The organism is Arthrobacter sp. 01L42 (genome assembly GCF_056400005.1).
Map to the genome: position 1 here is coordinate 36,330 of NZ_JBFTSL010000008.1, position 15,846 is coordinate 52,175.

The 15,846-nt window shown below is 67.1% G+C and carries 13 protein-coding genes and 1 riboswitch; of the genes, 10 read left to right on the forward strand and 3 right to left on the reverse strand.

Going from position 1 to position 15,846, the window contains the following annotated elements:
- Positions 1–228 precede the first annotated feature (228 nt).
- Genes AC1DN2_RS08920 through AC1DN2_RS08930 form a run of 3 tightly spaced genes read left to right on the forward strand, consistent with a single transcriptional unit; the run spans position 229 to position 7,035 of the window.
- Positions 229–3,429 carry an efflux RND transporter permease subunit gene (locus AC1DN2_RS08920; protein WP_476850039.1) on the forward strand — a complete coding sequence of 1,067 codons (3,201 nt, stop codon included), beginning with the start codon at positions 229–231 and terminating at the stop codon, positions 3,427–3,429.
- Positions 3,426–3,893, forward strand: coding sequence for a hypothetical protein (locus AC1DN2_RS08925; RefSeq protein WP_476850040.1), 468 nt, complete (start codon positions 3,426–3,428; stop codon positions 3,891–3,893). Before AC1DN2_RS08920 ends, AC1DN2_RS08925 begins: the two co-directional genes overlap by 4 nt.
- A 1-nt stretch (position 3,894) precedes the next feature.
- Positions 3,895–7,035, forward strand: coding sequence for an efflux RND transporter permease subunit (locus AC1DN2_RS08930; RefSeq protein WP_476850041.1), 3,141 nt, complete (start codon positions 3,895–3,897; stop codon positions 7,033–7,035).
- A gap of 27 nt (positions 7,036–7,062) precedes the next feature.
- Here the strand turns inward: AC1DN2_RS08930 and AC1DN2_RS08935 are convergent, their stop codons facing one another.
- The gene (locus AC1DN2_RS08935; protein WP_476850042.1) at positions 7,063–8,169 is read right to left on the reverse strand and encodes a serine hydrolase; all 1,107 of its coding nucleotides are present in this window, start codon (positions 8,167–8,169) and stop codon (positions 7,063–7,065) included.
- Positions 8,170–8,319: 150 nt separating this feature from the next.
- Here AC1DN2_RS08935 and AC1DN2_RS08940 point away from each other — a divergent pair, with 150 nt between their 5' ends.
- The 5 genes from AC1DN2_RS08940 to AC1DN2_RS08960 all read left to right on the forward strand — a co-directional run bounded on the left by AC1DN2_RS08940 (position 8,320) and on the right by AC1DN2_RS08960 (position 12,278).
- On the forward strand, positions 8,320–8,877 hold the full coding sequence (locus tag AC1DN2_RS08940; protein ID WP_476850043.1) for a dihydrofolate reductase family protein: 558 nt from the start codon (positions 8,320–8,322) through the stop codon (positions 8,875–8,877).
- Between the two features lie 162 nt (positions 8,878–9,039).
- Positions 9,040–9,849, forward strand: a complete 810-nt coding sequence (locus AC1DN2_RS08945; protein ID WP_476850044.1) for a phosphatase PAP2 family protein — start codon at positions 9,040–9,042, stop codon at positions 9,847–9,849.
- A 2-nt stretch (positions 9,850–9,851) separates the two neighbouring features.
- Positions 9,852–10,595, forward strand: coding sequence for a DedA family protein (locus AC1DN2_RS08950; RefSeq protein WP_476850154.1), 744 nt, complete (start codon positions 9,852–9,854; stop codon positions 10,593–10,595).
- A gap of 5 nt (positions 10,596–10,600) precedes the next feature.
- Positions 10,601–11,278, forward strand: a complete 678-nt coding sequence (locus AC1DN2_RS08955) for a response regulator transcription factor (protein ID WP_476850045.1) — start codon at positions 10,601–10,603, stop codon at positions 11,276–11,278.
- Entirely contained in the window at positions 11,271–12,278 is a 1,008-nt protein-coding gene (locus tag AC1DN2_RS08960) for a sensor histidine kinase (RefSeq protein WP_476850046.1), read from the forward strand. The genes AC1DN2_RS08955 and AC1DN2_RS08960 overlap by 8 nt, the downstream gene beginning before the upstream one ends.
- Before the next feature lie 145 nt (positions 12,279–12,423).
- Here the strand turns inward: AC1DN2_RS08960 and AC1DN2_RS08965 are convergent, their stop codons facing one another.
- On the reverse strand, positions 12,424–13,110 hold the full coding sequence (locus AC1DN2_RS08965; protein WP_476850047.1) for a hypothetical protein: 687 nt from the start codon (positions 13,108–13,110) through the stop codon (positions 12,424–12,426).
- Between the two features lie 7 nt (positions 13,111–13,117).
- Positions 13,118–13,320: riboswitch (cyclic di-AMP (ydaO/yuaA leader) on the reverse strand.
- A gap of 201 nt (positions 13,321–13,521) precedes the next feature.
- On the opposite strand from AC1DN2_RS08965, the gene AC1DN2_RS08970 reads away from it, so the two are divergent.
- Both AC1DN2_RS08970 and AC1DN2_RS08975 read left to right on the forward strand, forming a co-directional pair.
- The gene (locus AC1DN2_RS08970; RefSeq protein ID WP_223916806.1) at positions 13,522–13,770 is read left to right on the forward strand and encodes a hypothetical protein; all 249 of its coding nucleotides are present in this window, start codon (positions 13,522–13,524) and stop codon (positions 13,768–13,770) included.
- Positions 13,767–14,972 (forward strand): cation:proton antiporter, encoded by a 1,206-nt coding sequence (locus AC1DN2_RS08975; RefSeq protein ID WP_476850048.1) that lies wholly within the window; start codon positions 13,767–13,769, stop codon positions 14,970–14,972. The genes AC1DN2_RS08970 and AC1DN2_RS08975 overlap by 4 nt, the downstream gene beginning before the upstream one ends.
- Positions 14,973–15,030: 58 nt before the next feature.
- Here the strand turns inward: AC1DN2_RS08975 and AC1DN2_RS08980 are convergent, their stop codons facing one another.
- Complete coding sequence (locus AC1DN2_RS08980) at positions 15,031–15,735, reverse strand: DNA alkylation repair protein (protein ID WP_476850049.1); 705 nt, start codon at positions 15,733–15,735, stop codon at positions 15,031–15,033.
- Positions 15,736–15,846: the final 111 nt, after the last annotated feature.

A 15,846-nucleotide genomic window follows, 5' to 3' on the forward strand; every position in this document is an offset into this window, starting at 1 on the left:
GGCTGGGGGGCGCTATGGCCTGAGGTTGAGGAGCCGCGCCGTGAATAGTAAATGTGCAGTTGGCCAAGCAGGAAAAGCAGTCAGCACCGTTTTCCCGGTGATCGGTTTCGCGGCAGGACCGCTCCACGACCCGCCCCCTCCCTCCGCCCACCCCGACGGCCGACGAAGCCGACGCGGACGTAATCCCGCCAGCCCCTGCACCACGGTGGAGCCAGCGGGGTACCGGCCATGATGAATGCAATCGTGCGCTGGACGCTGCAGTTCCGGCTCTTGGTCCTGGCCGCCGCGGCAGGAATCCTGGCCCTCGGGCTCACCAATCTGCCGGGCATGTCCGTGGACGCCTTTCCGGAATTCGCCCCGCCGCAGGTAGAGATCCAGACTGAAGCCCTGGGACTCTCGGCCGCCGAGGTTGAGCAACTCGTCACCTCGCCCATGGAGGCCGACCTGCTGAACGGGGTGGCCTGGGTTGAAGCCATCCGGTCCAAATCCGTGCCCGGCCTTTCGTCGATCCAGATGGTTTTCAAGCCGGGGACCGACATTTTGCGGGCACGCCAGCTCGTCTCGGAACGGCTGACCCAGGCGCGTGCACTGCCGAATGTTTCGGCGGCTCCAGTGCTCATGCAGCCGCTGTCCTCGACCAGCCGGGTCATGATGGTCCGGCTAACGTCCAAAAACATGTCCGCCATCGACATGTCCGTGCTGGCCCGCTGGACCATGAAGCCCGGACTCCTTGCCGTTCCCGGCGTCGCGAACGTGGCGATCTGGGGCCAGCGCGACCAGCAGCTTCAAGTCCTGGTGGACCCGGCACAGCTCGAAGCCAAGGGCGTCACGCTGGACGAAATCATCAAGACGACCGGCAACTCCGTGTGGGTTTCGCCACTGAGCTACCTGGAAGCATCCACACCGGGCACCGGCGGTTTCTTCGAGACGGGCCACCAGCGGATCGGCGTCCAGCATGTCCTGCCTATCACCACGCCGGAAGACCTGGGCCAGGTTCCTGTCCAAGGTCCGGCCGGCAATCTCCTGCTCAAAGACGTGGCAACGGTGGCAACCGACCACCAGCCTCTGATCGGCGACGCCCTGCTCAGCAATGAAGCCGAGTTGCTGCTGGTCATCGAAAAGTTCCCGGAGACCAACACGATGGACGTGACTCGGGGCGTTGACGAGGTCCTCCGGGAGCTCCAGCCCGGCTTGCCCGGAGTCGTGATCGATACCAGTGTCTACCGGCAGGCCTCCTTTATCGACGAAGAGGTCGGGACGCTCGGCGTCGCTGCGCTGATCGCGCTGCTGCTGATCGTTGCCCTGTTTGGCGCTTTCTTCCGTTCCTGGCGCACGGCCCTGATCACCCTGATCACGATTCCCGTATCGCTGACCGCGGCAGCGCTGGTGCTCGATCTGCGTGGCACCGGGATGAACACCATGGTCCTGGCCGGCATGGTGCTTGCCCTGGCCGTCATCGTAGGCGACGTCGCGGAAGACCTGAACGGCATCGCGCGGGCACGCAGCGCCGCGGCCAGGTCCGGCCACGAAACTGCCGACGGCGGGACGGAGGCCGGCCTGGACCAGTCACAGGACCAGCGCCGACGCGACTCCGTGATCCCGGGCGCCCTGCGGGCAGCCCGCACGCCAATCCTCTATTCGCTGCTGATTATGGCGCTGGCCGTCATGCCCGCGCTCTTTATTTCCGGTGAGAACGGTGCCCTGTTCGGACCCCTGGTCCAGAGCTATCTGCTGGCCCTGGTTGTCTCGATGATCGTGGCGCTCACGGTCACGGCGGCACTGGCGTTCGTCCTTCCGGTCGGTTCCAAGGCGCCGGAACGGCGTTCCTTGGCGCGGCTGCAAGGCGCCTACGGCCGGACCGTGACGCGGCTGACGCAAAAGACGCGGTGGGTATTCGCAGCCGCGGCGGTGCTGGCGGTGGCCGGACTGGCGCTCGCACCCCAGCTGGCCGGGACCCGTCCTGTGGTGCCGGTGCTGGCGGACAAGACCCTGGTGGTGCACTGGAGCGCGATAGCAGGCACCTCGGACCAGGAAATGAGCCGGATCACCGAGGCTGCTGCCGTAGAACTGCGCACCGTCCCGGGCGTGGCCAATGTCGGAGGACACGTCGGGCGCGCGATCACTTCGGATCAGGTCGGTGACGTCAGCTCCGGCGAGCTGTGGGTGACCGTGGCCCCGGACGCGTCCTACCCGGACACGGCCGCCGCCGTCGACCGCGTGATCGCCGGCTACGCGGGCCTGACCAGCAAAATTTCCACCTACCCGCAACAACGCATCGACCGGATCCGCGAAGAAGCCGATAGCGGCTTTGCCGTGCGGGTCTTTGGCCTGGACCCGACAGTCCTGCGGCAGAAGGCGGCGGAGGTCCAAACAATCCTGGAGCACACAGCCGGCGTCGTTAATCCCCACGTCGACCTGCCCCCCGAACAGCCGATCGCCGAGGTCAAAGTGGACCTCGCCGCGGCCCAAAAAGCCGGCGTCGTCCCCGGTGATGTACGGCGCGCGGCTGCCGCCCTGCTGCAAGGCATCGAAGTCGGCAACCTGTACGAACAGCAGAAGGTCTTCTCGGTCATCGTGAAGGGGAATGCAGCCACCCGCAGCAGCCTGGACAGCGTCCGCAACCTGATCATTGACACACCTAACGGCGGGCACGCCCGACTCGGCGACGTCGCGCAGGTGACCATGGTCGGGAACGAGTCCGTGATCCTGCACGACGACACCTCGCGGCGCATCGATGTGAAGGCCGACATCCAGGGCCGTCCGCTGGGCGACATCGAAGGAGACATCAACACGGCCCTGCAGCAGATGCAGTTCCCGATTTCCTATCACGCCGAGATCCTCACCCAATACGCCCAGCAGCAGAACAATTACCAGTGGCTCTGGCTGCTCGCGGCGGTTGCCGCGGCCGGCATCCTGGTGCTGCTGCAGACGGCGACGGGGAGCTGGCGGCTCGCCGGCCCGCTCTTCCTGGGCCTGATCCTGGCACTGTCCGGCGGTGTGCTGGCCGCCCAGGCCACGGGCGGGGTCAACTCGCTGGTGGCCCTGGTCGCCTTCGCCGCTGTGCTGGGGATCGCCGTGCGCGGCACACTCCTGCTGACGGGCCAGGTCCGGGATTTACGGGCAACAGATGCTTCGGCGCCCTGGCCTGCGCTGGTGGTCCGCGGAACCAAGGAGAGACTGGGACCCATCCTGATGTCCACCGTGATCACGGCCCTGGCGCTTTTGCCCCTGGTCCTTCTGGGCGGCGTCGTCGGAACGGAAATTATCCTGCCGCTAGCCGTGATCATCTGGGGCGGCCTGCTGACAACAACTTTCTTCACCCTGTTTGTTGTGCCCGCTGTGCTGCTTCGGTTCGAGCCGAAGCAAGCACCCAGCGCGCGGACCGGTCAGGGCACCGCAGCACAAACTGAAAGCCAGGATGCGTCGTGAACTCCACACTTTCGCCGAGGGGCCACAAGGTCGCGGTTTTCATCCTTGCGCTGTTCGTGACGGCGTTCACCGCTCTCTCCGCCACAGGTTGCGCCCAGGCGCCGGAGGCCGCACCGTCCGAAGGCGAACCGGCGGCTATCGCTGAAGTCCCCGGCACGGACCTTCACCGGCTCACCCTCACCGAGCACGCCATTGAACGGGTCGGGATCGCGACAGCTGTGGTTGCCGTAGATCCCAAGACCGGGAAGCTCACCGTCCCCTACGGGGCCATACTCTACGACAGCTCGGGCAACGCATGGGTCTACACCAACCCCGAGCCCCAGGTCTACGTCCGCCAGTCCATCACCGTCCAGCGCATCAATGGCGACGTCGCCGTCCTGACGGACGGGCCGCCGGCAGGGACCGTGGTTGTCACGACAGGGGCCGAGGAACTTCTCGGCACCGAATTCGATACGGCCGAGTGACATGCGCTGGCTCATCGGGATCAGCCTCCGTTTCAAGACGGTTGTTGTCGCCCTCGCGTGCGCCGTGATGCTGCTCGGTTCCCTGCAGTTGGGTGCCGCTTCCGTGGATGTCTTCCCGGAGTTCGCCCCGCCGCGCGTCGAAATCCAGACCGCATGCCTCGGGTTGACCGCCCAGGAAGTCGAAGAGCTCGTCAGTGTGCCGATCGAGGCCGCGGTCAGCGGCATGCCGGGCCTGGACGAGATACGGTCCAAGTCCGTGCCCCAGCTGTCCTCGATCGTGCTGCTCTTCCATCAGGGCACTGACCTGCTCAACGCCCGTCAGCTCGTCTCGGAACGGATGGCGTCGGTGACCGCGGCGCTGCCGACGTGGGCGGCCCCGCCGGTGATGCTGCAGCCGCTGTCCGCGACCAGCCGCGTGATGAAGATCGGGATGACGTCGTCGGAACATTCGCTCATCGAAATGTCCATGCTGTCCTACTGGACCATCCGGGCCCGTCTGCTGCGGGTCCCCGGGGTGGCCAACGTGGCCATCTGGGGCGAGCGGCTCCAGATGCTGCAGGTCCAGGTGGAGCCTGACAAGCTCAAGGCCCAGAACGTCTCCCTCAACCAGGTCATGGAAGTCACCGCCGGCGCCCTCGACGCCGGGCTGCTGAAGTACTCGCCAGGACGCTTCATCGGCACCGGCGGCTTCATTGACAGTCCGACCCAAAGGATGGGCGTCCGCCACGTCCAGCCGATCCAAACGCCCGCGGATCTGGCCCAGGTGACGATCCGGGAAAAGGACGGCGTGGCACTGCACCTGGGCGACGTTGCCCAAGTTGTCGAGGACCATCAGCCGCTGATTGGTGACGCCGTGATCAACAACGGTCACGGGCTCATGCTGATCGTCGAGAAGCTGCCCTGGGGCAACACACTGGACGTGACCAAAGGCGTGGAGGAGGCCCTCCACGAGCTGCAGCCGGGCCTGAGCGGTATCAACTTCGACACCACGATCTTCCGGCCCGCCAGCTTCGTCGAGGAGGCGATCTCCAACCTCAGCATCGCGCTGCTGCTGGGCTGCCTGCTGGTCGTCATGATCCTCGTGGCGTTCCTCTTCCAGTGGCGCACGGCCCTGATCAGCATCGTCGCCATTCCGTTGTCCCTGCTCACCGCCGCACTGGTGCTCTATTTCACCTCCAGTGCGATCAACACGATGGTCCTCGCGGGGCTGGTCATAGCCGTGGGCGTCGTGGTCGATGATGCGATCATCGACGTCGAAAACATCATGCGCCGGCTTCGGCAGCGACGCGCCCGGGGCAGTGACGAATCTGCGGCATCGGTGGTTTTGAAAGCCTCCCTGGAGATGCGGAGCCCGATCGTCTACGCGACCCTGATCATTGTGGTCGCCGCCGTACCGATCTTTTTCCTGGACGGGCTGACCGGCGTCTTCTTCCGGCCGTTGGCCGTCTCCTACACCCTGGCTGTCCTGGCCTCCATGTTCGTGGCGCTGACAGTGACGCCGGCTCTTGCCCTGATTCTGCTGGGCAACGCCAAACTGAAAGAACGCGATGCGCCGCTGGTCCGTGTGCTCAAACGCGGCTACCACGCCGCCCTGTCCAAGGCCATGAACCGGCCCCGGTTCGGCTACGCAGGCTTTGGCGTGCTTGCCGTCGTGGGCTTGCTCCTCGCTCCCCTGATGGGCTCGTCCCTGTTCCCCACGTTCAAGGAACGGGACTTCCTGATGCACTGGATCTCGGAACCGGGAACCTCTGCCGCGGAAGAGTTCAGGATCTCCCAGCGCGGCTGTGAGGAATTCCTCAAGGTCCCCGGCGTCCTGAACTGCGGCACGCACATCGGGCAGGCATTCGCCGCGGACGAAATCGTCGGTGTCAATGCCGGCGAACACTGGATCAGCATCGACCGCCACGCCGACTACGACGAGACGGTGGCCGCCGTGGAGGAAGTGGTCAAAGGTTACCCGGGGCTGCACCGTGACGTCCAGACCTATCTGAAGGAGCGGATTGAAGAGGTCATCACCGGCGCCAGCGAGCCCATCCTGGTCCGGGTCTACGGAGACGACCTCAACGTGCTCCGGGAACAGGCCCAACGGGTCAAGACCATCATGGACTCGATTCAGGGCACCCAGAACCCGCACGTCTCCCTCGAGGTGGAAGTCCCCCAGATCGCCGTGACGGTTGACCTGGCCGCGGCGCAGAAGTACGGCCTCAAACCGGGAGATGTCCGGCGTGCGGCCGCGACACTCGTGGCAGGCGAGGAAGTCGGCGACGTCTTCCGGGACGGCCGGGCCTACGACGTCCAGGTCTGGAGCACCCCGGCCACCCGCTCGTCCGTCACCGCCATCGAGGATCTGCCCATCGATACGCCCAGCGGAGCGCGGGTTCGCCTCGCCGACGTCGCGGACGTGAGCCTGCAGGCGACGCCGAACCAGATTGATCGCACCAACGGATCCCGCCGCGTCGAGGTGGGATCCTTCCTGGCCCAGGGAGCGGACTTGGGAACCGTAGCCGGCGAGCTGAAGTCGCGGCTGGAGAACTTGGATCTGCCAGCAGGATACAGCGTGCAGCTTCTCGGCGAATACACCGAGCGCGAGGCGGCAACGAACCGCCTGATGATCTACTCCGCGGCGGCCCTTGTCCTGATCCTCCTGCTGCTGCAGGCGTCCTTCCGCAGCTGGCGGCTGGCCATCCTGTCGCTGCTGACGCTGCCGGTAGCCCTGGTGGGCGGGGTCATAGCCGCCTACATGACCGGCGGCGTCCTGTCCCTCGGGTCCCTCGTTGGCTTCCTCACGGTGATGGGGATCGCCGCGCGCAACGGCATCCTGCTGATCAACCACTGCCAGCATCTGGAAACCTATGAAGGCCAAACCTTCGGCCGCGACCTGGTGATGCGCGGGGCGGCGGAGCGGCTCTCGCCCATCCTCATGACTACCCTGGCCACCGGGCTGGCCCTGGTACCCCTGGTTGTCATGGGCAACATCCCGGGCCATGAAATTGAACACCCCATGGCCGTGGTTATCCTGGGCGGCCTGGTCACCTCCACCTTGCTCAATCTGTTCATCGTGCCCTCGCTCTATCTCCGGTTCGCCAAGTCCAGGAAGACCAGGGAGAAGGAACGCGCTGCCGCCGGACCGGTGTCCGTCTAACAGCGGCCGGCGCCAGAACCCCAACCATCAGAACAGGGCGGCGGTCACGGTCCGGGTGAGCTGCTGAATGACCTGGGTGCGGGGGCCCATATCGGAGTAATTCCTGCCGCGGGTGTACACGACGAACACGAAGGCCCGGCCGTCCTTGTCCAGGACGGCCGCGTCATGCAGGTTTCCGAACAGCAGCCCGTACTTGTGGTGAACCCCTACCCCGGGCGGAACCGCCGGCGGGATCAGTGTCTCAAAGTTGGTGTTCTGCATATAGGACAGGAGCTGGGCGGTGTTGCGGGCATTGAGCAGCTGTCCCGTGTAGAGCAACTGGAGGGTCCTGGCCATTTCTGCGGGCGTCAGCAGGTTGACCGTGCGGTCGTAGGTGATCCCGATCGAGGCGGCGTAATCCGTGATGCCCCGCGCACCGACCGCCCGCAGGATCAGCGCCCACGAATCGTTGTTGCTCTGCTGGACCATCCGGCGGATCTGGGTGCCGGCAGTCGAGTTGCCCATGGGGGCGGTCAGCGAGGCGCGGCCGGTCTCAACGAGGTGGTAATACGCCGACGCGGCCAGAATCTTTGCCGTGCTGGCGGCCACAAACTTGTCCTGGATCCCGTAGCCGTGGACCACGCCGTCGGAGACATCGATCAAGGACACCCCCAGGGCATAGGCACTGTTGGCCGCGATGATCCCGTTGATCTGGCTGTCCAGTTCCGGGTCAATGGCCGGGACCGCGACGGCAGGCACGGCGGGGATCTCAGCGGGCTTCCCGGCGGCCGCCGGGACGGCGCCGGCCGCGGGCGAAGCAGTTGCTGGCGAAGCAGTTGCGGGCAGGTCAGATGCTGGCGGAACGGTCCGGCCGGCATCCGTGACCGGCGCCGTCGGCGTCGCTGCGGCGGCCGGCGGGTCAACGGGTAGCGCCGCCTGGACGCCTGCATAGACACCGGCAGCCACAAGGGCCAGTGCGACGGCGGCCGCCGTCAGATACTGTCGCCGGGTCCTCCCATCACGCCGGGCGCGGGACCGCAGACCGGGCCGGGAACCGTCGTTGGCCCGGTGCCCGCCGGAGCGGTAGTGCCGCGGCGCCGGCTCAGGCTTCGGGACCGGCCCCGTGCTGTCGTTCGAATCGTTCGAAGGCATCATACTTCCCCGAAGGTGACTGACCGCGGTGGGGCCATAGACTTCCAGCATTCTTCCCGCAAGCGGCTTCCCGCGCAAGGGCACGTCTCCGGGAAAAAGTGGGTCTGCCATCCGAAGCAGCGGCGTACGCTGGTGAAAACGTAAGGAGCGGCGATGCGCAAAATCATCCTGGCCATGCAGGTGTCCCTCGACGGATTCTTCGAGGGCCCGGACCGCGACATCAGCTGGCACATGGTCGACGACGAGCTGCACCGCCATTTCAACCAACAGCTCAGCACCATGGGTGCCTTCCTTGACGGCCGCGTCACTTACGAGCTGATGGAAGAGTTCTGGCCCACCGCGGACCAGGACCCGGCCGCCGGCGCAGTGATGGCCGAGTTCGCCCGGATCTGGCGGGACATGCCCAAGATCGTGTACTCGCGGACGCTGACAACTGCCGCCTGGAACACCACTGTGGTCCGGGATGTGGTGCCGGAAGAAGTGCTGGCCCTGAAAGAGCGGCCGGGCGGGGACCTGGCCCTCGGCGGGGCAGACCTGGCCGACACCTTCCGGCGGCTCGGGCTGATCGACGAATACTGGCTGTACGTCCATCCGGTCCTGATCGGACGGGGCCGGCCCATGTTCAAGGCTGCGGACAGCAAAGCCCAGCTCCGGCTGCTGGAGACGCGCGCCTTCGGCAACGGGGTGGCGCTGTTGCGCTACGCCGCGTAGCCGGCACGGAGCAGCCGGGCCTGCGGCACCCCGCTGCGGCCGGCGCTGCGTACGGCGCTGCGGCCGGCGCCGCGTCACTTTCTTAAGCGTTTCTTAACGGGCTGGCGGAAGAGTGGGAGTCGTCGCCTGTCCGGGCGCCCTTGTCCCGAGCCGGAGGAACCCATGACTGGACCTGCCCCTGTTAAGAGCGATGCGCCGCTGGGCGGTGCTGGAGCACTCAGCCGAAGTGGAGCACCAAGCCGTCCCGACGCCGTGCGCCCCGCCGCGGGTCCCCGGCTGTGGGCCCTCCCCCAGGTCCGCCACTGGTTAGTGCTGGGCGTCCTGCTGTCGGCCGCCGTCGTGGCATTGGGCCTGGCGGCGCAGCTGACACCCGGCTTCAGTGCCGCCGAGCTCGGGGTCGATCAGGACCTGAGCCAGCACCACGCCGCCGCCCTGACCGCCGTCGCGATGGCGCTGAATGTTGTGTTTGGCCCGGTGGCGGGCCTCGCGCTGATCGGCGCCGCGGCGCTGTACATCTGGCTTTTCCGCGGCGGCCTGGCCAAGGCGATTGCCTTCGGCCTCGTGGCATCATCCGGCTGGGTGGCAAGTGAATTCTTCAAGCTCCTCGTGGCCCGCCAGCGGCCCAGCCCTGCCCTGCTGTTCGATCCCCTGGCTCCGGAAACGGGTTCCAACAGCTTCCCGAGCGGCCACGTGTCATTTGCGGTGGCACTGGGATTCGCAGTGTACTTCCTGGCCCGTGGAACCCGCTGGGCCAAGGTCACGGCCCTCGCGGCGGCCGTGATGGCCCTCGTCGTAGCCTGGTCACGGCTGTACATCGGCGTTCACTACCCCACTGATGTCGCGGCGTCGTTCCTGGCCTCGAGCGCGGCTGTGGTCCTGCTCGCGGGACTGTGGAACCTTCTCGCGCCGCGGATAGCGGAGCGGATTCGGGCCCGTTGGGGCAGCCGGCCGCTGGGCAGTGAGGAGAAATGAGAATGCCCGCCATCGACGTTTTTGCCGCCCTTCCGGCCGTCCACGCCGCCGGAACACTGTCCCTGCTGGATCCCGCAAGCCTGCTCGCCGGGTTGGGCCCGGCCGCCCTGGGTGTGATCGCGGTGATGGTCTTCATCGAATCGGGCGTGCTCTTTCCCTTCCTGCCCGGCGACTCCCTGTTGTTCACAGCAGGACTTCTGCACCAGCAGCTGCAACTGACGTTGCCCGTGCTGATCGGCATCGTCACCGCGGCCGCGGTCGCCGGGGACCAGGTCGGTTACATGCTCGGACGGAAATTTGGCCGGCGATGGTTCAAGGACGACGCCCGGATCCTGAAGACAGCGCACCTGACCACCACGGAGGACTTCTTCCGCCGCCACGGCGGGGCCGCCGTCGTGCTGGCCCGCTTCGTCCCCATGGTCCGGACGTTTGCTCCGCTGACCGCCGGGACCGCGCGCTATGACTACAAATCCTTCACCCTGTGGAATATCACCGGCGCCGTCGCGTGGGCAGCCTCCGTGACGATGCTTGGCACCTGGCTGGGGCACTTTGACATCATCGCCAGGAACATCGACGCCATCGTCGTGGCCATGGTGCTCGTCTCCGTCGTGCCGGGGGTGGTGCAGCTCCTCAAACGCCGCCGGAACTCCCGCGGCGCAGCCGCAACCGCAGACAAAGCCGCCGGCGACACGGCAGAAGAACCCGGGGCCGGACTGCGGACTGAGGAAATGGCCGCGGAAGAATAGCTGACATGACCTCCGCTGACCTTCCGTCCCTGCTGCTCGTCGAGGACGACGCCGTCCTGGGACCGCTCATCGCCGAGCTCCTGGACCCGGACTACCGGGTCCAGTTGGTCACCAACGGCCGCGACGGCCTCCACCAGGGGCTGACCGGGAGCTGGGACATCATGGTGGTGGACCGCGGGCTGCCCGCCATGGACGGCATCGCCCTCATTACCGCTTTGCGGTCGAAAGGCATTGCCACGCCCATCCTGATCCTGACCGCGCTGGGCGATGCCGACGAAAAAGTCAGGGGCCTGGACGCCGGAGCCAACGATTACGTGACCAAGCCGTTCGACGCCGGCGAACTGGCAGCACGCCTGCGCGCACTGACGCGGACTTTCACTCCCCCGGCCCCGGCACCGGTGGCGATCGGGGACTGGGAACTGGATCCAACGCAGCGCTCCGTCCGTTCCGTCTACGGGCAAACGGTGTCACTGACCGCAAAGGAAGGCCAGCTGCTGGCTGCCCTGGCCGCGGAACCGGACCGCGTCTTCACCCGGGATGAGCTCCTCGCGGCGTGCTTCCACGCCTCGGAACAGCCCGGCGTGATCGATACCTATGTTCATCACCTGCGCCGGAAGATCTCCAAAGCTGTGATCCGCACGGTGCACGGCCTCGGATACCAGATCGGTGAAGCCCATGAGTGACGGACGGCCGGCCGGCGGAAATCCGGACCACTCCATCCTGCGCAAGGCTTCCCTCAAGGTCGCGGTGCGGATCAGTGCTGCGTGCGCGGTCATGGTTCTCGGGCTGCTCGCCGCCACGGCGCTGTACCTCACGAACCAACTGGCCCATCCTGAAGTGCCGGGCTCGGCGGCGGCCGGGACGGCCTACACCTACCTGGATTCCAAGGACGTCCTCGAAGCCATGATCATCGCCGGGGTGGCGGGAATCCTGCTGGCCGGAATCGTCGGGTGGCTCAGTGCGCGCAGCGCGATTCGTCCCCTCAGTGATGCCCTGGCAAGGGAGCGGCGTTTTGTCCAGGACGCCAGCCACGAATTGCGCACGCCATTGACCATCCTGGACACCAGGATCCAGCTGGCCCAGCGCAACACTGTGCCCGGCTCCAGGCAAAGCCACGACCTGGCCCGGATCCGGGAGGACGCCGCGACGCTGACAGGGATTGTCAACGAACTGCTCCTCGCGGCAACCGCGGAGGCCCCGGACCGTTCCGCGCCCCCTGCCGACCTCGCCGACGCTGCCGCCAGCGTCGCCGGCAGCCTCCAGCAGGTGGCAGAGCAGCGCCAGGTGCGTCTGGAATTCTCCGCCGCTGCCCGGCCGCTGGCCCGGATCGAGAAGAATGCGCTGCGGCGTGCCGTGCTGGCCCTGGCGGACAACGCGCTGGCCCACACGCCTCCGGGCGGCCGCGTGTCCATCACGACCTCAATCGAGCAGAAGCGCGCCGTGATCACGGTGGCGGACTCCGGGACCGGAATCACCGGCGTCGATCAGGCCCGGATCTTTGACCGGTTCGTGCGGACGGCCGGCACCGGCACCTCACAGGGACAGCGGAGCTTTGGCATCGGCCTGGCCCTGGTCCGGGAGATTGCCGTCGCGGCCGGGGGCACCGTCGAGGTGGCCGCGACGGGCGACGAGGGAACCGTCATGAAGTTGACGCTTCCGCTCATGGGCAGCGGGAATCCCTGAGGTCCATCCGCCGGGGAAAGATCTGCCATCGGGATCCCGGACTCCCGAATGCGGAGACAGGAAAGACCGGCGGTCGAGTTGCCCCCAAGGGAACTCGAGCGCCGGTCTTTCCGGACTGTCTGGCCCCGGGTCGGGGCCGTGCGGCTTAGGCGCGGACGAACGTCACGCCGCCGGTCGCGGTGAGCCAGGACAGCGGGTGGACCATGGTCTGGTTCTTGCCGTTCATGCCGCCACTGACCACCTGGCCGTTGCCGGCGTAGATGCCGACGTGGCCGGACTGGACCACCATGTCACCGGGCTGCGGCGTCGCCACAACGGTTCCAAGGCCAAGGAACGCGCGGGGACCGATGTCGCCAACGGGCTTACCCGCGGCGCCAAGGGCCTTTTCCACCATGGCGGTGCAGTCCTGGGTGATGCCCACCTGGCTGTAGGCGGCCGAGAGCATGATGGCGTTGCGTCCGCCCGCGGGCGCCGCGGCCGGCGCTGCTGCCGGAGCTGCTGCCGGAGCGGCCTGCACCTGGATGACCGGCTTGGCCGGAGCCTTGGGCGCTGCCGCCGGGGCTGCAGCGGGAGCCGGAGCCGGTGCGACGGGCTGTTCGATGACCGGCGCGGCAACAGAATCCACTGCGGGGCGCTCGAAGCTGATCTTGACGCTTGAATCGGCGCTGACGGGGGCACTGACCTGTCCGGTGACGTCGACGTTCGACGCCGGAGCAGAGTCACGCTGCACGGGGGCGGTGGCGGCGTTGGCGGCCATTCCGCTGGTCAGGACCAGGCCGGATGCGGCGGCGAGGACGGCGGCATGGCGCGCAAAAGTATTGACTGAAGTCATGAAAAATGTAGCCTCTCCCAATGCCTGCGAGGTGAGCTGTCGGATTCGGATGGGAGGCACCCGGCCGCACTCCCGGGCCCGTCGTTGCGGGCACTGTGCGGCTTCACCCCAAGACCTGCATATCAGCAGATCAAAAGTGGTTTCCCCGTCTCTGCCGGACGTTGATGCGAGTTACCCCCGGGCCGCGGCAGAGTTAGGCAATCGGCTGGGGAGCGCCCGTATCGGAGACAACAGGCACTCATCAACCGTAGCGCGAACCGCACCCGAAAGTCACATTAAGGTAACGGCGCCGTGATGCCGGGCCGCAATTTGCCCATAGGGCGGCGCCGTTTCCGAACATAGGATGATGCCATCAGCACCACCGGAAGCGGAGGCCCGAAAATGAACAGCCATTGTGTCGCCATCTGCCAGTTGAGCACTCAGCCCCAAGAGGATTTCGACGTCAACACCGAGCTGCTGATCCTCGACGGCGGGGACGTCCACGTGAGCACATGGGACGCGGAACCGCGCGACGGGGGTTTCGACGAGCACATCCTTAATGACCGGGTGGACGCGCTCGGGTACATGGTTGTCAACGACTGGGCTTTCCTGGACGGCAAGGCCTATGCGGTGGTGGAACGGCGGTCAGGCCCGGCGCCGGCCGGCCGCCGCGAACCGTGACCTTCCTGTCGCTGGCGCTGATCGCCGTCATCGCCTTGGCTGGCCCCCTGCTGGCCCTGCCGGCGCGCTGGCACTTGCCTGTCATGCTGGGTGAGCTGCTGGCCGGCATCGCGATCGGGCGCTCAGGCCTGGCCCTGGTGGACCCCGCGGACCCGACGTTCACCCTGCTGGCCAATATCGGGTTTGCGCTGATGATGTTCGTGGCAGGCACCCACGTTCCCGTGCGGGATCCGCACATCCGTGGCGCCCTCGGCAAAGGCTCCCGCCGGGCGATGGTGGCCGCAGCGGCAGCGGTGGTGATCGGAACCGGCATCGGACTGCTGTTCGGGACTGGACATGCTCCCCTCTACGTCGTGCTGCTGGCCTCCTCGTCGGCCGCCCTGGTGCTTCCAATCGTCGATTCCCTGCGCCTCGGCGGGCCAGATGTCGTCGCTATGACAGCGCAGGTGGCAATAGCCGACACAGCCTGCATTGTGGCGTTGCCGCTCCTGGTGGATCCGCCCCACGCAGTCCAGGCGGCGCTGGGTGTCCTCGCGGTGACCGGGTGCGCGGTAGTGCTCTTTGTCGGCTTGCGCTGGCTGGAGCGCCAGGGAATCCGTCGGCGCGTGCACCGGCTCTCGGAAAGCCGCAAGTTTGCCCTGGAGCTACGGATCCAGCTGGCCGTGCTCTTCACCCTGGCCGGTGTCGCGACGTGGAGCAATGTGTCTGTGATGATGGCGGGCTTTTCTTTCGGCCTGGTGATGGCTGCGGTCGGCGAACCGCGGCGGCTGGCCCGGCAACTGTTCGCGCTCAGCGACGGCTTCCTGGGTCCGCTCTTCTTCGTGTGGCTGGGTGCATCGCTGACGCTAAGGGACCTGGCCGGGCACCCGGACATGATGGCCCTCGGCCTGTTGCTGGGGGCCGGGGCCCTGCTGGCCCACGCCGACCTGGCTTTCCTGGGACTCCCGCTGTCGCTCGGGGTGTTGTCGGCGGCCCAGCTTGGCGTACCGGTGGCTGCGGCGAGCATCGGCACGCAGCTTCAGGTCCTGCTCCCGGGCGAGGCCGCGGCCCTGCTGGTGGGAGCGCTGGTCACCATAGCCGCGGGCGCCGTCGCCGGGTCACGGGCGGCGAGGACTTTCGCGGTCCCGGCAAATGCCGGCGGCAAGTCCGGAAATTCCGGCAGCGCCGTTGGGCAGGGCGATCCGGGGGGTCCGAAGGCCTGACAGTCCGAATGTCTAAATGCCTGGGCCAAAGCCGAGCCGGCGGCGAAATTTCGGAGGGTCATTCTCCAATTGACGTGAATTGCAGCTCCGGCCTCCACTTTGCCATCTCTGCCTGGACCCGGGAGACTGCATCCCGGACAGCTGTGCCGTCGGCGTCGAACGTCCCGCCCGGCTCGCCGAGCACCTCGTTGGCGTGCCGGAGGAACCTGTCCCAGTCCCCCGCGCCCGCGCGCAGCGCCAGCAACGGAGAGAGAAGCGCGGCCCGGCGCAGCCAGGCATCGGGCTCGCGCACCCACCGGTCCAGCACGCTGTCGGCCCGCACCCTGGCCAGAACATCGAGTCCGTCCACCAGGGGCCCGACGACGTCGACGGCGAGCGGATCCACAAGGTCCCGCACCCGCGCCTGCCGGATGAAGCCCTCCAGCCGGGTGAGGTCGGAGTTGGTCAGCAGCTTCACGTTGGCCTGCAGCAGGACCACGGCGGCCAGCCGGCGCTCGAAAACCGGCGCGGCCCCCCGGCCGGAGCCTCCGAGCCCGGAGCCCCACAGTTCGGAACTCAGCGCAGTGACGTCATCGCGGGACAGCCCGGGATAGCGGCGGCCGGCATCCCGGACGGTGCCGCGCACTGCGCCCACGGACGTGCCGTAGAACCGGAGGCCGCTGCCCGCCGGCTCCGTTTCCAGCCGCGCCTGAAGCTGCTCAGCGCGGCGCCAGGAAGCTTCGCGCTGCAGCGAGAGGTCGATGAATTCGCCGGCATCACTCACCTGTCCATTCTTTCCCCTCGCGGCTCGCGGCGGAAACGCGGTGCCAAGGTGTCCTGGGCGGTGGGCCCGGACCATCTGCCTAGACTGAACTGGCAAGCCTCCGATCGAAAG

What these genes read in the sequence shown, in the direction of transcription:
- AC1DN2_RS08950 (WP_476850154.1), top strand. Translation starts at nt 9,852, where the DNA reads ATGCCCGCCATCGACGTTTTTGCCGCCCTTCCGGCCGTCCACGCCGCC.
- AC1DN2_RS08935 (WP_476850042.1), bottom strand. Translation starts at nt 8,169, where the DNA reads ATGATGCCTTCGAACGATTCGAACGACAGCACGGGGCCGGTCCCGAAG.
- AC1DN2_RS08945 (WP_476850044.1), top strand. Translation starts at nt 9,040, where the DNA reads ATGACTGGACCTGCCCCTGTTAAGAGCGATGCGCCGCTGGGCGGTGCT.
- AC1DN2_RS08960 (WP_476850046.1), top strand. Translation starts at nt 11,271, where the DNA reads ATGAGTGACGGACGGCCGGCCGGCGGAAATCCGGACCACTCCATCCTG.
- AC1DN2_RS08920 (WP_476850039.1), top strand. Translation starts at nt 229, where the DNA reads ATGATGAATGCAATCGTGCGCTGGACGCTGCAGTTCCGGCTCTTGGTC.
- AC1DN2_RS08940 (WP_476850043.1), top strand. Translation starts at nt 8,320, where the DNA reads ATGCGCAAAATCATCCTGGCCATGCAGGTGTCCCTCGACGGATTCTTC.
- AC1DN2_RS08955 (WP_476850045.1), top strand. Translation starts at nt 10,601, where the DNA reads ATGACCTCCGCTGACCTTCCGTCCCTGCTGCTCGTCGAGGACGACGCC.
- AC1DN2_RS08930 (WP_476850041.1), top strand. Translation starts at nt 3,895, where the DNA reads ATGCGCTGGCTCATCGGGATCAGCCTCCGTTTCAAGACGGTTGTTGTC.
- AC1DN2_RS08965 (WP_476850047.1), bottom strand. Translation starts at nt 13,110, where the DNA reads ATGACTTCAGTCAATACTTTTGCGCGCCATGCCGCCGTCCTCGCCGCC.